This is a genomic window from Cellulomonas iranensis NBRC 101100 = JCM 18110 (assembly GCF_001552375.1).
Lineage (GTDB): Bacteria > Actinomycetota > Actinomycetes > Actinomycetales > Cellulomonadaceae > Cellulomonas > Cellulomonas iranensis.
On record NZ_BCRB01000017.1, the window covers coordinates 12666 to 27723 of the forward strand.

A 15058-nucleotide genomic window follows, 5' to 3' on the forward strand; every position below is an offset into this window, starting at 1 on the left:
CATAACCGACGGGCTCGCGCTGTGACCACGACTCCACCCGTCCGGCGGAACGCCCCTCAGCGACCCACGGGTGCCCCGAGACCGCGCTCGGCGAGCCGCGCCGCGAGCGCCGCCGCGTCGAACGGGGCGCGCACCTTCACGTCGTTGTCGAAGTAGACGTGCACGTCACGCGGGCGGTCGGGCGCCGGGGGCGTGAGACGCGGGCCGTCCGGCGGCGGCGCCCCCGTGGCCCACGCCGCGACCTTCGCGGCCCACGCGTCGAGCTGCGCGTCGTCGTACCCCGAGACGTACAGCTCGCCGTGCCCGTGCAGACGCACGTAGACGACGTCGCTCGTGACGTCCTCGAGGTGCGGCCAGCGCCCCGCGGTGTCGGCGACGACCAGGCCGACGTCGTGCGTGCGCAGCAGCTGCGGGAACGCTGGCGTGACGAACGAGTCGTGCCGGACCTCCAGCACGTGCCGCAGCGGCCGGTCCGCGTCCGTCGTCGTCAGCGCGCGCCCCTCGGCGACCTTGTCGTCGTGCCGCTCCGCGAGGCGCGCCGCCGCCGCGGTGCTGCGCGGCAGCAGGTCGAAGAACCGGGCCAGCCGGTCGGGGTCGAAGCCGAGGTTCGGCGGCAGCTGCCACAGCAGCGGCCCGAGCCGGTCCCCCAGCGCCAGCACGCCCGACGCGAAGAAGTTCGCGAGCGGCGTCTCGACGCCCGCGAGCTTCTTCATGTGCGTGACGAAGCGCGGCCCCTTGACCGAGAACACGAACCCCTCGGGGGTGTCCGCCCGCCACGCGCGGTACGAGTCCGGGCGCTGCAACGAGTAGAACGACCCGTTGATCTCGACGGACCCCAGGTGCGCGGCCGCGTACGCGAGCTCGCTGCGCTGCGGCAGGCCCGGCGGGTAGAACACGCCCCGCCACGGCGGGTACCGCCACCCGGAGATGCCGATGCGCACCGCGCCTGCCATGCGGCGACTGTAGGAGCGAGCCGGCAGCGGCGCCGCCCGGGGCGCGGTCCCGCCCTACGACGGGCCCCGGCGGGTCTCGCCCCGGCCGCCCGGTCCGGTCAGCGACCGGTCGGCGACAGCCCCGGCACTGTCATGCCCAGCCACTCCTGCGTGCGCTCGGCGAGCCAGCGCGCGTACGGGCCGAGGTCGACCTCGGTGCCCGCCCACTCCTCGAGCGTCGCGAGCGCCGCGTGCGGGTCCGCCCCGGGGTCGTCCCGCTCGCTGGGGTCGTCGGCGACCGACCCGTCGAGGTTCACCTTGACGCCCTCGGTGTGCTCGACCCACAGCGCGGACCGCAGCTCCTCGTCCGCGTCCGGCGGCACGTCGTGCGGACGCGTGACGAAGAGGCACGCGCACCAGCGCTCGGGCAGGTCGTCGGTCTCCGCGAGGAGCTGCAGGTTGGCGCGCGTGACGGTCAGCGGCGCCGGCAGCGCGACGGGGTCGTCCGCGTCCTCGGCGACGGCCGCGGCGACGGTGAGCACCACCTCGGCGAGCGCGATGGAGTGCGGGTCCTCGAGCCCGAGGCCGGGCAGCGGCTCGAGCTCGGTGCACACCCCGGTGACCCGCAGCTCCTGCGCACCTCGTCGCAGGACGAGCACGAACTCACCACCCCCGGGCTCGACCTCGATCCCGAGGGTGGGGCCGGTGCGCAGCCGCACGTCCCCACGCACGGCACCCGAGGCGTCACCGGCGCGCAGCTGCACGGTCCCCTCGAAGCCCGCGTCGCGCAGCACCGTGAGCGCGGGCACGGCGCCGTCGACGACGCGGCGCAGCTCGCGCGTCCACGTCAGCACGGAGACGAGCTGCCCCTCGACCACGTCGACGGTCAGGGCGGTGCCTGCACCGAGCGTCTCGGGCGGCGGGGTGCGGTCGCGTCGGAACAGCCTCACGTCTCTCCTGTCACCGGGGTCGGCGCGACCCTAGCGGTGGGTGCGGGGCCGCGGGTGGGTCGTCGGTCGCGCAGGGCCTCGTGCCACCACCTCGCGATGCGCGACCCGGACGGCGTCGGTGCGTCCCGAGCGGTTGACGCAACAGGTGAACTGCCGTTCACTTGTCCACGTGGAGGGGAGTATCCCCCGACGCCGCGTCGTCACCACGGCCACCCCGGACGGGTGGTCCGGCGCGGCGGGCCCTCGCCCGGGCCGGGAGAGACCTCCGGTGTCCGACCGGAGGTCTGCTCGTGGACGTCGACGTGTGGGTGTGGCTGGCCGTGCTGGCCGCGATCCTGACCATGCTGGCCATCGACCTGGTGGCGCACCGCCGCGCCCACGTCATCGGGGTGCGGGAGGCGGCCGCCTGGTCCGCCGTGTGGGTCGCGTGCGGCGTGGGCTTCGGCACGCTGGTCTGGCGCGTGTGGGGCGCCGACGCGGGGCAGCAGTACTTTGCCGGCTACCTCATCGAGAAGTCGCTCGCCGTCGACAACGTGTTCGTCTGGGCGATCGTCTTCACCTACTTCGCCGTCCCGCGGGAGCTGCAGCACCGCGTGCTGTTCCTCGGCGTGCTCGGGGCGCTGGTGTTCCGCGGCGCGTTCATCGCCGGCGGGGCGGCGCTCATCGAGACCTTCGGCTGGGTCCTCTACCTCTTCGCGGCGTTCCTGCTGTGGACCGGGTACCGCATGCTGCGCCAGCGTGACGATCACCTCGACCCCGAGCGGTCCCGCGCCTGGCGGCTGTTCCGCCGGCACGTCCCCATGACCGACGCCTTCCACGGCCAGCGGCTGCTCGTGCGCCGCGGCGGCGTCCTGCTCGCCACGCCGCTGCTGGCCGTGCTCGTGCTCGTCGAGGTCACCGACATCGTCTTCGCGGTCGACTCGATCCCCGCGATCTTCGCCGTGACCGACGACGTCTTCCTCGTCTTCACCGCCAACGCGTTCGCGATCCTCGGCCTGCGCGCCATGTACTTCCTGCTCGCCGACCTCATGCACCGGTTCGTCTACCTCAAGGTCGGCCTCGCGCTGGTGCTCATGTGGGTCGGGGTGAAGATGCTGCTGAAGATCGACGTCCTGTACGTCCCCACGAGCCTGTCGCTGGCCGTCGTGGCGACGATCCTCGCCGTCAGCGTCGGCGCGAGCCTGTACGCGACCCGCGGGCAGGGCCGCCGCGCGGCGCCCGTACCCGTCGCACCGCCGTTCCGCGTCGCGACGCAGGACGAGATCCGCGAGCTCGAGCCCGTGCTCCGCCGGCCGGCGGTGCGCCGGTGACCGCCGGGGCCGACACGGGGCGGCCACGCACGTCGTGGACGTTCCTGACGAACCACGCGCACGTGCTGCTCGCCGTCGCCCGCGACCCGGACGCGCGCGTGGCCGACGTCGCCGCCGTCGTCGGCATCACGCCGCGCGCCACGCTGCTCGTGCTGCGGGACCTCGAGGACGCCGGGTACCTGCACCGGCACCGCACCGGCAGGCGCACCCACTACACGATCGCCGAGCACCGACCCTTCCGGCACCCGTCGACCGCCCCCCACGAGGTCGACGAGCTGCTCGCGCTGTTCGGGACCCCGCACCCCGCCGCGGCGTCCCGGTGACCGTTCCGCCGCCACCGGCGCACGGGCAGCGCGGCGGGCCCGGCGACGGCCCTCAGAAGTCGAACAGGTCCTCGAGCCACGACTCGCGCTTCTTGCGCCTGCGGCCGTCGTAGCCGCGGCGCTCGTCGTAGCCGCCGCGCGGGTCGCCACGTCGGTCGTCGTAACCACGTCGGTCGTCGTACCCGCGCGGCTCGGGGGTCCCGTACGCGGGCGCGGGCGCCGCGGCGCCCGGGACGGCGCGCGGGTCGGCGCCCGGTGCGGCCGGTGCGGCGCGGTCGAGGATCTTGTCGAGCTCGCCGCGGTCCAGCCAGATGCCGCGGCACACCGGGCAGTAGTCGATCTCGACACCCTGGCGGTCGGTCATGACGAGCGTCGCCTGGTCGACGGGGCACAGCATGCCGGGACTCCTCTCGGCAGCGTGGGCACACGGTACGCGCCCACCAGCGACCGCGCAGGCGAGGGAGGGGTCAACCAACAGCTCAGCGAACGCTTGGAAACCGGCCACGCGATGCGCTGACGGACCCACACGCTGCGAGTGCTCAGCCCACAAGCCCAAGATCGCTCAGCCGAATCAGACCCAGATTTCGTCGAACCAGTCTAGCCTGGGGCCCAACGAAAGGAGTAGAGGCGTAATGTTGGAATCAGTCCGAATTGAACGCTTTAAGTCAATTGATGACACAACCATTCCCTTGGGTCGCGTCACGCTACTCGTTGGCCCAAACAATTCTGGCAAGAGTAGCGTGCTCCAGGCAATCCAGTTTGGCGTCTCCGTGGTGCAGAGCATCATCCTCGATGGGACGAACCAGTGGAGGAACGGCGAATCTCTTGCTGGAACGCTCTCTGCGGACCAGCTAATCTACACACCGCTTCGAGACGTGCAGACGCTTGCGCGGGGCGGCGCCCTGAGACAGTCGCCTGAAAGTCAGATTTGCGTGTCTTTCAACGCCGGTGCGACGATGGCAACTATCGCCGTCCGACGAGGAAAAAACAGGAATATCTCCGCAGTCGTCACCGGGCAGGAGATGGGACAATCTCTCCAAAGCCTTGAGCAACCGTTTAGCGTGATCGCGCCCGGCCTTGCAGGAATCCCATCGTTTGAAGAATACAAATCTGAGGGGATTGTTCGACGAGCCGCCGCACGAGGTGATGCGAACAACGTGTTTCGAAATGTCCTATGGATTCTTCGCAGCGAGCCCGTTCAGTGGGAGCAGTTCTGCAGTCGACTAGCTGAGGTGTTTCCCGATGTGGCCATAGACGTGGTGTTCGATGCACGAAACGACGAGCACATCCTCGCGACGGTAACTCGTTCTGGAACCAGGCTTCCAATCGACTCGAGCGGGACGGGAATTCTGCAAGCCGCGCAGGTGCTTGCTTATATCGGCGTCTACCGACCACGATTGCTGATCCTGGATGAGCCCGACTCCCATCTCCATCCAGACAACCAGAGAAAACTTGCCAGAATTCTCTCCACAATCGCGGAAGAGGAGGATTTTCAAGTTCTGATGTCGACACATTCTCGACATCTCCTAGACGAGTGCGTGAGCCTAGGTGCCACGACGCATTGGATGAGCAGCGGTTCGCGAGAGGCGGCGCCGCTAGATACCACACAAGCATTGATGGAACTAGGCGCTCTGGACGCCAGTGATCGACTGCGCAATGGAGCAACTCCGTTGGTCTTGCTCACAGAAGACTCCAACACTAGTTATATCGAGACAATTCTCGCCGCGAACGGCTTTGCCGAACGAGAATACTCTGTTTGGAGTTACAACAACTGCACCAAGCTCTTCGCCGCGAAGGCTCTCGGTCGATTCATCCTTGAGCACGCGCCCGGAACTCTTGTGCTTGTTCATTTGGATCGCGACTACCGGGCAGATGAAGACGTTGATGCCGACCTTTCTGACTTGAGGGACGCGGGCCTCCACGCCTTCGCCACTGCAGGCACAGATATTGAGTCCTGCTTCCTGCGTCTCGATCATCTTCTCACGATCTACTCAGACCAACCGAGAGAGGCTGTAGAATCGCTGCTAGAAGACGCAACTATCGCTGTTGAGGAAGCTAGCACGAGTCAACTGATTAACGCGCGAACTCGGCAGGCGTACGCAAATCGGCGCGACGGGCAATCACAGCCGAACGTTGGGGCGATCGCTCACTCATGCATGGCAGAGTACAAGGCAAACCCTGCCAGATTCCGTCACGGGAAGCAGGTTCTCAAGGCACTGAATCGTCTTGCACAGGAGCGTTTCGGCCGAATGCGGAGAATCGACTCAGTTTCGAATGCACTGCTCATCGATGAGTTGACGGCCGCGCGCACTGCTCTGAGGGATTCGGACGGGTCGCCCTAGCGAATTACAGGTCGCACCAATAGGCGTCACGTGCGCTCGAGGCCGCGGCTAGCGATCACGGCAGCCGCACGCCGACCAGCTCCTCGGTCTCCTCGCGCACGCGCCGCCCGAGCGCGGGGTCGCGGTAGCGCGGGTCGCCGGCGCCCAGCACGGGCAGGCCGGTGATGCGTCCCGCTGGCCCCCAGTACTGCCCGCTCTCGACGTGCGGGTCCGCGGCGGCGCGCACCGCCGACCACGCGCCCGCGTCCTTGCCCGCGCCGACCAGGCCCCACAGCGGCTCGACGCCGCGGTCGGCGCGGCGGGGGTCGAGGACGCCGGGCCGCAGCGGGCTGCGCGAGCCGATCGCGACGCCGGGGTGGCTGAGCAGCGCGAGCGTCGACGAGCCCGTGGCGCGCAGGTGCCGGTCGAGCTCGGCGAAGTACGCCTCGTGCACGGCCTTGGACAGCACGTACCGGCGGCCGACGGTCAGCGGCCGTGCCGACGGCAGCGGGCGGGACGCCGTCGCGAGGTCGCCGATCGCGGGGTGGAAGCGCCGCACGAGCCCGCTGGTCGTGCCGACCACGCGCGCGCCGGGCGTGCGGGCGAGCACGGGCAGCGCGTGCGCGACGAGCGCCGCGTTGCCGAGGTGCCCCGTGCCCATGACGGGGTCGAACCCGTCGGCCGTGGCGGCACCGGCCGTGCGCAGCACCATGACGGCCGCGTTGAGCACGAGCGCGTCGACGCGCTCGAGGTCCGCGAGCGCGTCGGCCGCGCGGCGCACCGAGTCGAGCGACGCGAGGTCGAGCGGCAGCACGCTCGTGACGGCGGCGGGGTGCTGCGCGGCGATCGCGGCCTGCGCGGCGGCGGCACGGTCGGCGTCGCGCGCGGCGATGACGACGTGCGCTCCGGCGCCGGCGAGCTGCTCGGCGATGAAGTAGCCGATGCCCGCGCTGCCGCCCGTGACGACGACGGTGCGGCCGGTCTGGTCGGGCAGGTGGTGCGGGTCCCACGCGGTGACGGCTGCGTCGGTGGTGGCTCGGGGTGAGGTGGGCGCGGGCATGGCGGCTCCGATCAGAAGCGGAACCGTCCTCCGGTTCCGACCCGGCGGACTCTAAGCGGATATGGATTCCGTTTCAAGATAGGGTCGTCGCATGGTCGCCCTCCGCTCCGACGCCGCGCGCAACCGCACCGCCCTGCTCGACGCCGCCCGCACAGCGCGCGACGAGCGCGGCTACCCGCCGGCGCTGGCCGACGTCGCCGCGCGCGCGGGCGTCGGGGTCGGCACGGCGTACCGGCACTTCCCGTCCCACCGGGCGCTCGTCGAGGCGCTCGCGCTCGAGACGCTCGACCCGCTCGTCACGGCCGCGCGCGCGGCCGCCGACGACCCCGCGGCCGACGCGTTCGGCGACCTCGTCGTGGGCGCGACGCGCCTGCTCGCCGACGACCCCGCCCTCGCCGAGGTCGTCAGCGACTCCGACGACTCCGGCCCCGAGCTGCGGGCCGTGCTCGACGAACTGCTCACCGCGTTCGGCACGCTGCTCGCCCGCGCGCAGGCCGCGGGCGACGTCCGCCCCGACCTCACGCCCGTCGACGTGCAGCACCTCGTGTGCGGCATGCAGGTCGCGGTCCGGCTGGGACGCACGGCCGACGACGGCGCGGCCGCGCGCTACGCGTCCGTGCTGCTCCACGGGCTGCGCCCCTGACACGTGCCGGGCCGGTACGCGGGACCACCCGCGCGCCGCGCCCGGCAGCGCGTCGGTGCGTCAGGCCGCCCGGCGCAGCATCGACCAGACCGACGGCCCGTCCGGCACGTCGACCTGCGCGACGACCTCGAACCCGTGCCGCCGGTACAGCGTCACGTTGCGCGGGTCGGACGTGTCGAGCACGACCGGCACGTCGCCGACGCGGTCGAGCCCCTCGCTCACGAGGCGTGACCCCAGACCCGCCCCGCGGGCCGCGGGCAGCACGCCCAGGGTCGCGAGGGTCCACGCCCCGGCGGGCGGCTCGGGGCTCGGCGCGGCACCCAGGCGCTCGATGCGGTCGCCGTGCAGCTCCGCCACGCGGTGCCAGACCTCGTCGGCGGGCGGCGGGACGTCGACGGGCACGAACGCGACCACGCCCCGCACGTCGTCGTCCACCAGGACGACGCCGTGCTCGACCGCGTGCGCGAGGTACAGGCCCTGCACCTCGGCGAGCCGCGCGGCGTGGTCGTCGGCCGGGAGCACCCAGTCGGTCCACGCGTAGCCCGTGAACGCGTCGGCCAGCACCCGCGCGGCGGCGGGGACGTCGGCCGCGGTCGCGGCGCGCACGGCGCTCACAGCGTGCCCTGCCACGCGACGATCCGGTCGGCCGCCTCGGCGACCACCGCCGGCGAGGAGGCGAAGGACAGCCGGACCCAGTCACGGCCGCCCACGGGGTCGAAGTCGGTGCCGGGGGTCAGTGCCACCCCGGCCTCGTCGAGCAGTCGGGCGCAGTACGTCACGGCGTCGAGGCTAGTCGACGCCACGTTGCCGTACAGGTAGAAGGCCCCGTCGGCGGGTGCGACAGGGTCCCACCCGAGGTCGGGCACGCGGTCGAGCAGGAGCCTGCGGGACTCGGCGTAGCGCTCGACGTTGGCGCGCGCGGCGGCCATGCCCGCGTCGCTGAACGCCGCGACGCCCGCGTGCTGCGCGAGCGCCGGCGGGCACAGCGCGACGTTGCCCGCGAGCGCGTCGACGGGTGCCACGAGGTCGTCGGGCAGCACGAGCCAACCCAGGCGCCAGCCCGTCATCGCCCAGTACTTGGAGAACGAGTTGACGACGACCGCGCCGGTTCGCAGGTACCGGGCCGCGGTCGCGGTGGCGGGCGTCTCCCCCGACGCGTCCGGGTACGTGATGCCGTGGTAGATCTCGTCGCTGACCAGCCGCACGCCGTGCTCGCCGCACCACGCGGCGAGGGCCGCGAGCTCGTCCGGGGCGATCATCGTGCCCGTCGGGTTGGCGGGCGACGCGACGACGAGCCCGTCGACGGGCCGGTCGAGCGCCTCGAGCTGCGCGACCGTCGGCTGGTACCGCTGCTCGGGCCCGCACGGCAGGTCGACGACCTCGCAGCCCAGCGCCGTGAGGATGTTCGCGTACGCCGGGTACCCGGGGCGCGCGAGGGCCACGCGGTCGCCGACGTCGAACGCCGCGAGGAACGCGAGCATGAACCCGCCCGACGACCCCGTCGTCACCGCGACCCGCGCCGGGTCGACGTCGACGCCGTGCGTGCCCCGGTAGTGCGTCGCGATCGCCGCGCGCAGCCCCGGCGCACCCAGCGACTCGGTGTACCCCAGGTCGCCGGCCGTCAGCAGGTCGATCGCGCGCTGCCGCACGACGTCCGACGCCCCGGTCGACGGCTCGCCCGCGCACAGGTTGAGCACGTGCTCGCCCGCGGCGCGGCGCGCGTTCGCGGCGGCGAGGATCTCCATGACGGCGAACGGCGGCACGTGCGCGCGGGCGGCGACCTTCATGCGGCCATCCTCACCCATGCGCCCGCGGCCCACGCACCCGTGCCACGCCCTCACCCGCGACCCGTGCGCCGAGCGCGCCCGTCGGTCGACAGGCCGGGTGCGACCGGCCGGGTGGGCGGCGGGCGCCGGCAGCCGGTGTCAGGCCAGGGGCCGGCGCGCGACCGTGAGGGTGTGCGTGTCGGGCCAGTCGACGGGCTCGCCCGTCGCCGGGTCGCGCAGCGCCGCGCCGACGCGCAGGCGGTGCTCGACGAGCCAGTCGTTGCGCCACGGGCCGCTGCCGGGCTCGAGCTCGAACCCGACGCCCGTCAGGAGGTCCGCCCAGTCGTCGCCGGTGAGGTCGCAGAACCGCTCGTGGCACTCCGACAGCCACGAGTCCGTGTAGTCGCGCGTGTAGAGGTACTCCATCGCGGTGCGCAGCGACGTGCGCGCGACGCTGCGGCCGTCCGCACGCTCGACCCACGCGTACGTGACGTCGGCGCCGGACAGCCGCGGGAAGTCGTGCGCGAACTGCGTGAAGCGCGCCGCGGGCGCCAGGCCCGCGACCTGCGCCGCGGCCTCGGCGCGCGGCAGGGCGTCCAGGTCGCGTGCGGGCACGTCGCCGTCGCCGTCCAGCACGAGGTCGACGACGCGGTCGGGGTCGGCCGGGCCGAGCACGTCGGAGTTGATCCACACGCCGCCCGGGCGCGTGTGCGCGAAGATCCGGCGCGCCAGCAGCTCGAGGTCAGCGCGGCCCGCGCCGTAGCTGGAGATCTCGTGCGTGAGCGCGATCGTCGTCGTCGTGTCGACCGAGCGGTCCGGGAACACCGGCCCCAGCAGCAGGTTGCGCTGCGCGAAGAACACGTTGGGGTTGGCGAACACGCCCTGCGCGCGCCGGTGCTCGGCCTCCGCGACCAGGTGCCGCGACACGTCCACGCCGTACAGGTCGGACTCCGCGAGGCGCGGGTCCCGCGCGGCGCGCTCCAGCAGGCCCCCGGCCGCGCAGCCGAGGTCGACGACGCGCCCCGGACGCACGTGCGGCGCGACCTGCGCCCACTTGCGGTCCGACGCGTCGTCGAACGCCGCCGTGTACGTCGCGTAGTCACGCGTCGCGGTCAGGTCGCCGTCGTCCTGCACGGTCGGGTCGGTGTGCACCAGGCGCACGAGCTCGTCCAGCCGGTACCGCTCGTAGAACGCGACGGCCTCGGGGTGCGCGAGCGTCCGCCACGCGTCGTCGCCCGCGACCATGCGCTCCAGCACGACCCACGGCCGGTCCGGGTCGCCGGGCGCACCCGCCTCGACCGTCGCGATCCGGAAGCCCTCGGCCGCGTACATCGCGGCGACCTCGGGCGTCGAGCACGCGACCACCGTGTCGGCGGGCGTCAGCGGCGCACCCAGCACCAGCTCGGACGTCGCGAGGACGGTGTGCGCGAACCGCGGGCTCGGCGGCACGTCAGCCACGGGCACGACGAGCGACGGCAGCCCCGCGCGCGTCGTCACCGCCTCGACCATCGCCTCGCGCCGGTGCGCCGGCACGGGGTTGCGACGCGTGCCGCTGTGCGTCGCGGACGTCAGCGCCCACACCACGCGCGCGTCGGGCGCGCACTCGACCGGCTCCCCCGCGGCGTCGCGCACGCGCCCCGCGAGCAGGTCGGTCAGGTACGCCACCTGGAACGCCGTGACCAGGTGGTGACGGCCGGGGAACAGGACGTGACGGATCGCAGGCACGGACGGCAACGCTGCCACACGCCCGCCCGCGTCACCTCACAGGCGCCACCGACGCGGGCTCCTCGCGACCAGGCCCGTCGACGGACAGGCTGACGACTCCACGGACACGGGCACGCGGCTGTCCGTCGTCCGCGACGGTGTCCGTCGACGAGGAGAACGCGGGGCGAAGGTGCGCGGGTGCGGACGGGTCAGCGGTCCGGTGCGTCCAGCGCGGCGCGCACGTGCGCGACGATCCCGTCCGCGGCGGCCTCGATCTCAGCGAGCGTCGTCTCGAACCCGGAGTCCGGGCCGTACCAGGGGTCGTCGACGTCGAGCACGTGCTCGGGCTGGCCCGGCTCGGCGGGCGCCGCGGGGTCGAACGTGCGGAGCATCCGGATGCGGTCCGTGAGCGCCGGGTCACCGTCCACGAGCCGACGCAGCGCCCGCGCGTGCGCGGCCGTCATCGGCAGCACGAGGTCACGCTCCGCGAGCTCGGAGGCCCGCACCTGCCGCGCGCGGTGCCCCTCGCCCGTCGGGTAGCCGTGACGGCGCAGCACCGCGCGCGCCCGCGGGTCCACCGGGTTGCCGTGCTCCTCGTCGCTGACGCCCGTCGAGTCGACCTCGACGACGTCGCCGAGGCCCGCGTCGGCAAAGCGCTGCCGCAGCACCACCTCGGCCATCGGGGAGCGGCAGATGTTGCCGGTGCAGACGGTCATGACGCGGTACGGGCGGCTCACGCGTCCATCCTCCCAGGCCGTGCAGACGGCTCAGAGGCGACGGCGCCTCCGGCACCCGACGCACGCGTCGACGGACACCGCCTCGGACGACGGACAGGCGCGTGCCGGTGTCCGTGGGTCCGGGTGCCTGTCCGTCGACGGGGTCGGCGTCGGCGATGGCGTCGACGACGTGCGCGACCGCGGGTCCGCGACGCGCGTCCGCCTACAGTGGCGACGTGCCGCGACCGGACGCTCCGAGCCGTCGGCGGCGTCTGCGCCCGGCCGTCGCCGCCGCCGCCGTCGTGTGCCTCGTACCGCTCGCGTCGTGCGCGCGGGCCGACGTCCCGGGCAGGTCCCCGTCCGTCCCCGCACCGGGCGTCGAGGCACCCGCCGCACCGTCGGGCACCGCCACGCTCGACGTCCCGCTGCCGCCCGCCGGTGCGCCGTTCGAGTACCAGCTCGGCGGCGCGGACGAGCCGGACGCCGGCTCGGTCGCTGTCGCGCGCGACTCCACCGAGCAACCGGCCGGGCCGTACGCGATCTGCTACGTCAACGGGTTCCAGACCCAGCCCGGCGACACGGCCGCGGTGCTGCGCGACGAGCCCGACCTGGTGCTGCACGACGACGGCGAGCCCGTGGTCGACCCGGGGTGGCCCGACGAGGTGCTGTACGACCTGTCGACGCCTGACCTGCGGGCCCGGGTCGCGCAGCGCGTCGGCGCGTCGATCGACACGTGCGCCGCCAGCGGCTTCGACGCCGTGGAGGTCGACAACCTCGACTCGTTCACGCGCTCGCGCGGCCTGCTGACGCCCGACGACGCGCTCGCGCTTACGGCGCTGCTGGTCGAGCGGACCCACGCGCACGGCCTGGCGTACGCGCAGAAGAACACGCCCGACCTCGCGGAGGCGGTCCGGGCCCTCGGCGCCGACCTCGTGGTGTCCGAGGCGTGCGCGCAGTGGGACGAGTGCGGCGCGTACACGGCGGTGTACCCCGTGGTGCTGGACATCGAGTACGAGCGCGCGCCGTTCGAGCGTCTGTGCGCCGCGCAGTCCGACCCCGCGACGCACGACCCACGCCTGTCGGTGATCCTGCGCGACCACGACCTGGCCCCGCGCACCGACCCGGCCGCCGTCCACGAGACCTGCTCGCGGTGACCTCCGACGACGACACCCGCCGAGGAACCTGACGGGGTAGCACCGAGCACCTGTGACGGACGACGGGTGCCGGACGCCGCACGCGGCGGGTGGGTGTCAGCCGGACGACGGAGGATGGGGGTGTGGACCGGGGAGGTGATCGCGCGCAGCGGCTCGAGGCGGGCGTGCGCGTGCGCGACGCCGCGACGGTCCTGCACCTCGACGCCGACGCGTTCTTCGCGGCCGTCGAGCAGCGCGACAAGCCGTCGCTGCGCGGGCGGCCCGTGCTCGTCGGGGGGGTCGGCGGGCGTGGGGTCGTGTCGACCGCGTCGTACGAGGCGCGGCGGGACGGCGCACGGTCCGCGATGCCCATGGCCCGGGCCCGCCGGCTCAGCCCGGCGGCGGCCGTGCTGGTGCCGCGGTTCGCGGCGTACTCGGCGTACTCGCAGGTCATCATGGGGGTGCTGCGCGAGCTGACGCCCGCGGTCGAGCCGCTCTCGATCGACGAGGCGTTCGCCGACCTCGCGCTCGCCCCCGACGGCGTCCCCGAGCCCGAGGAGGCCGCGGCGTGGTTGCAGGCGCGCGTCGCGGAGCTCACGGGTCTGACGGTGTCCGTGGGCGTCGCGCGGTCCAAGCTCGTCGCGAAGATCGCGTCCGACCTGCGCAAACCCGGCGGCGTCGTCGTCGTGCGACCCGAGGACGAGGACGACGTGCTGCTGCCGCTCGACGTGCGCACCGTCCCCGGCGTCGGGCCCGCGACGCAGGGCGCGCTCGAACGGCTGGGCGTGCGGACGGTCGCCGACCTGCGCCGCCAGCCCCTCGACACGCTGACGATGACGCTCGGCGAGGCGCACGGCACCGGGCTGTACCTGATGTCCCGCGGGCTCGACGACCGGCCCGTCGTCACGTCCACCGAGCGGAAGTCCGCGGGCGCCGAGCGCACGTTCGCGACCGACCTGCGGGGCCGCGACGTCGTGCTCGCGGCCGTCGACGACGTGGTCGACGAGGCGCTGCAACGGCTCGAGCGGCACGGCGGCGCCGCCCGCACGGTCGTCGCGAAGGTGCGCTACGCCGACTTCTCGACCGTGACCCGCTCGGTGACGTTCCCGTACCCCACGGCGTCCGACGCCGACCTGCGGGACGCCGCGCGACGGGCCGTGCTCGCGGCGGGCGTGGTCGAGCCCGTGCGCCTGCTCGGCGTCGCGTTCCACGCGCTGTCGGCGCACGCACAGCTCGCTCTCGACCTCGACGCGCACCTCTTCGACGCGCCCCGTCGCGCCGTGGTCGCCGAGCACGACCACGTCAGCGGCCGGCTCGCGGTCGCCGACCCGCCCGAGGTCGCGACGGCCGACAACCGTCCCACGGGTGTCGACGTCACCGCCCCCGCCGACACCCCGGTCGACGACGCGACCACCGACCCGGTCACGAACCCCGACCTGCCCGACGTCACCGCCCTCGACGCTGCGGACGCCGCCGACCGCGGGTCCGGGGCAGCCGTCGTCGGCCGCCCGCTGGGCCCGTCGCCCGTCGGACGCCCGCTCGACGAGACCAACGCCCGCCCCGGGCTCGACGTCGAGCACGCGACGCTCGGGCGCGGCTGGGTCGTGCACGTGCGGGGCCGCGAGGCGACCGTCCGCTTCGAGACCGCGACCACGGCACCGGCACGCTCGCGCGTGCTCGACCTCGACGCGGACCCGCTCGTGCTCGTCGAGCCCGTGGGCGTCACACCGCCGAGCGCCGTGCCCGCCGAGCTGCGTCCCGCCTGAACTGCACGACCTTGCCGACGACGAGCCCGACGACCAGGCCGACGACGGCCTGGGCGACCCGCTGGTTGAGGCTCAGCCCCGCAGCCCCCGCGCTGAGCAGGGGCATGAGCCCGACGAGCAGCACGAACCCGCCGACGCACACGGCGCGGACGATCCGGTCGTCGCGACCCTTGCCCGGGTGGAGCGCGATCCCGATACCCGCGAGGACCCCGGCGGTCGCGATCCCGAACGGGGTCACCCACGTCGCTGCCAGCAGCACGACGGCGGCCGCCGTGCTGACCCACCAGCTGCGGTCCCGGTAGAAGGGCGTGGTGTCCTCACCGGTCCACGCGTCGGGGTCGACGGGGCGGGCGTGGGGCAGGTCTCCGGTGGCCATCACCCGACCCTGCCAGAGTTCGTCGGCGCGCGGGCCCGGATCCGCGACCCGGCGTCGA

15 protein-coding genes are annotated in these 15058 nt (G+C 73.4%); 6 read left to right on the forward strand and 9 right to left on the reverse strand.

Translation table 11 applies throughout. The annotated features are described in order from the left end of the window. Positions 1-56 precede the first annotated feature (56 nt). Together CS2_RS05350 and CS2_RS05355 are read right to left on the reverse strand one after the other, a co-directional pair. Complete coding sequence (locus tag CS2_RS05350) at positions 57-953, reverse strand: DUF72 domain-containing protein (RefSeq protein WP_070319186.1); 897 nt, start codon at positions 951-953, stop codon at positions 57-59. Positions 954-1051: 98 nt separating this feature from the next. Further along, positions 1052-1882, reverse strand: coding sequence for a hypothetical protein (locus tag CS2_RS05355; protein WP_070319187.1), 831 nt, complete (start codon positions 1880-1882; stop codon positions 1052-1054). A gap of 290 nt (positions 1883-2172) precedes the next feature. On the opposite strand from CS2_RS05355, the gene CS2_RS05360 reads away from it, so the two are divergent. Next, complete coding sequence (locus CS2_RS05360) at positions 2173-3192, forward strand: TerC family protein (RefSeq protein ID WP_070319188.1); 1020 nt, start codon at positions 2173-2175, stop codon at positions 3190-3192. Continuing rightward, positions 3189-3515 (forward strand): hypothetical protein, encoded by a 327-nt coding sequence (locus CS2_RS05365; RefSeq protein WP_070319189.1) that lies wholly within the window; start codon positions 3189-3191, stop codon positions 3513-3515. Before CS2_RS05360 ends, CS2_RS05365 begins: the two co-directional genes overlap by 4 nt. A 52-nt stretch (positions 3516-3567) precedes the next feature. On the opposite strand, the gene CS2_RS05370 is transcribed toward CS2_RS05365, so the two are convergent. Beyond that, positions 3568-3912 carry a TFIIB-type zinc ribbon-containing protein gene (locus CS2_RS05370; protein WP_070319190.1) on the reverse strand — a complete coding sequence of 115 codons (345 nt, stop codon included), beginning with the start codon at positions 3910-3912 and terminating at the stop codon, positions 3568-3570. 235 nt (positions 3913-4147) lie between these two features. On the opposite strand from CS2_RS05370, the gene CS2_RS18465 reads away from it, so the two are divergent. Beyond that, positions 4148-5857: an AAA family ATPase gene (locus tag CS2_RS18465; protein ID WP_082739899.1), complete on the forward strand. Its 1710-nt coding sequence runs from the start codon at positions 4148-4150 to the stop codon at positions 5855-5857. A gap of 55 nt (positions 5858-5912) precedes the next feature. Here the strand turns inward: CS2_RS18465 and CS2_RS05375 are convergent, their stop codons facing one another. Then, positions 5913-6896: an SDR family NAD(P)-dependent oxidoreductase gene (locus CS2_RS05375; protein ID WP_070319191.1), complete on the reverse strand. Its 984-nt coding sequence runs from the start codon at positions 6894-6896 to the stop codon at positions 5913-5915. Between the two features lie 91 nt (positions 6897-6987). On the opposite strand from CS2_RS05375, the gene CS2_RS05380 reads away from it, so the two are divergent. Then, positions 6988-7539 carry a TetR/AcrR family transcriptional regulator gene (locus CS2_RS05380; protein WP_070319192.1) on the forward strand — a complete coding sequence of 184 codons (552 nt, stop codon included), beginning with the start codon at positions 6988-6990 and terminating at the stop codon, positions 7537-7539. 60 nt (positions 7540-7599) lie between these two features. Here CS2_RS05380 and CS2_RS05385 read toward each other — a convergent pair whose 3' ends face one another. The 4 genes from CS2_RS05385 to CS2_RS05400 form a co-directional block, all read right to left on the reverse strand. Continuing rightward, complete coding sequence (locus tag CS2_RS05385) at positions 7600-8169, reverse strand: GNAT family N-acetyltransferase (RefSeq protein WP_082739900.1); 570 nt, start codon at positions 8167-8169, stop codon at positions 7600-7602. Continuing rightward, complete coding sequence (locus tag CS2_RS05390; protein WP_070319194.1) at positions 8151-9326, reverse strand: aminotransferase class I/II-fold pyridoxal phosphate-dependent enzyme; 1176 nt, start codon at positions 9324-9326, stop codon at positions 8151-8153. The genes CS2_RS05385 and CS2_RS05390 overlap by 19 nt, the downstream gene beginning before the upstream one ends. Positions 9327-9464: 138 nt before the next feature. Further along, positions 9465-11030: a class I SAM-dependent methyltransferase gene (locus tag CS2_RS05395; protein WP_233421081.1), complete on the reverse strand. Its 1566-nt coding sequence runs from the start codon at positions 11028-11030 to the stop codon at positions 9465-9467. Positions 11031-11218: 188 nt separating this feature from the next. Then, entirely contained in the window at positions 11219-11746 is a 528-nt protein-coding gene (locus CS2_RS05400) for a low molecular weight protein-tyrosine-phosphatase (protein WP_305038347.1), read from the reverse strand. Positions 11747-11961: 215 nt separating this feature from the next. On the opposite strand from CS2_RS05400, the gene CS2_RS05405 reads away from it, so the two are divergent. Further along, positions 11962-12879 carry an endo alpha-1,4 polygalactosaminidase gene (locus CS2_RS05405; protein WP_169798626.1) on the forward strand — a complete coding sequence of 306 codons (918 nt, stop codon included), beginning with the start codon at positions 11962-11964 and terminating at the stop codon, positions 12877-12879. A 122-nt stretch (positions 12880-13001) separates the two neighbouring features. Further along, on the forward strand, positions 13002-14624 hold the full coding sequence (locus tag CS2_RS05410; protein WP_070319196.1) for a DNA polymerase IV: 1623 nt from the start codon (positions 13002-13004) through the stop codon (positions 14622-14624). Here CS2_RS05410 and CS2_RS05415 read toward each other — a convergent pair. Continuing rightward, the gene (locus CS2_RS05415; protein WP_070319197.1) at positions 14581-15000 is read right to left on the reverse strand and encodes a hypothetical protein; all 420 of its coding nucleotides are present in this window, start codon (positions 14998-15000) and stop codon (positions 14581-14583) included. The genes CS2_RS05410 and CS2_RS05415 overlap by 44 nt on opposite strands. Positions 15001-15058: the final 58 nt, after the last annotated feature.

Excerpts from the sequence above, each read along its gene's own strand:
- CS2_RS05415 (WP_070319197.1), bottom strand. The coding sequence starts at position 15,000 with ATGGCCACCGGAGACCTGCCCCACGCCCGCCCCGTCGACCCCGACGCG.
- CS2_RS18465 (WP_082739899.1), top strand. The coding sequence starts at position 4,148 with ATGTTGGAATCAGTCCGAATTGAACGCTTTAAGTCAATTGATGACACA.
- CS2_RS05390 (WP_070319194.1), bottom strand. The coding sequence starts at position 9,326 with ATGAAGGTCGCCGCCCGCGCGCACGTGCCGCCGTTCGCCGTCATGGAG.
- CS2_RS05375 (WP_070319191.1), bottom strand. The coding sequence starts at position 6,896 with ATGCCCGCGCCCACCTCACCCCGAGCCACCACCGACGCAGCCGTCACC.
- CS2_RS05370 (WP_070319190.1), bottom strand. The coding sequence starts at position 3,912 with ATGCTGTGCCCCGTCGACCAGGCGACGCTCGTCATGACCGACCGCCAG.
- CS2_RS05350 (WP_070319186.1), bottom strand. The coding sequence starts at position 953 with ATGGCAGGCGCGGTGCGCATCGGCATCTCCGGGTGGCGGTACCCGCCG.
- CS2_RS05380 (WP_070319192.1), top strand. The coding sequence starts at position 6,988 with ATGGTCGCCCTCCGCTCCGACGCCGCGCGCAACCGCACCGCCCTGCTC.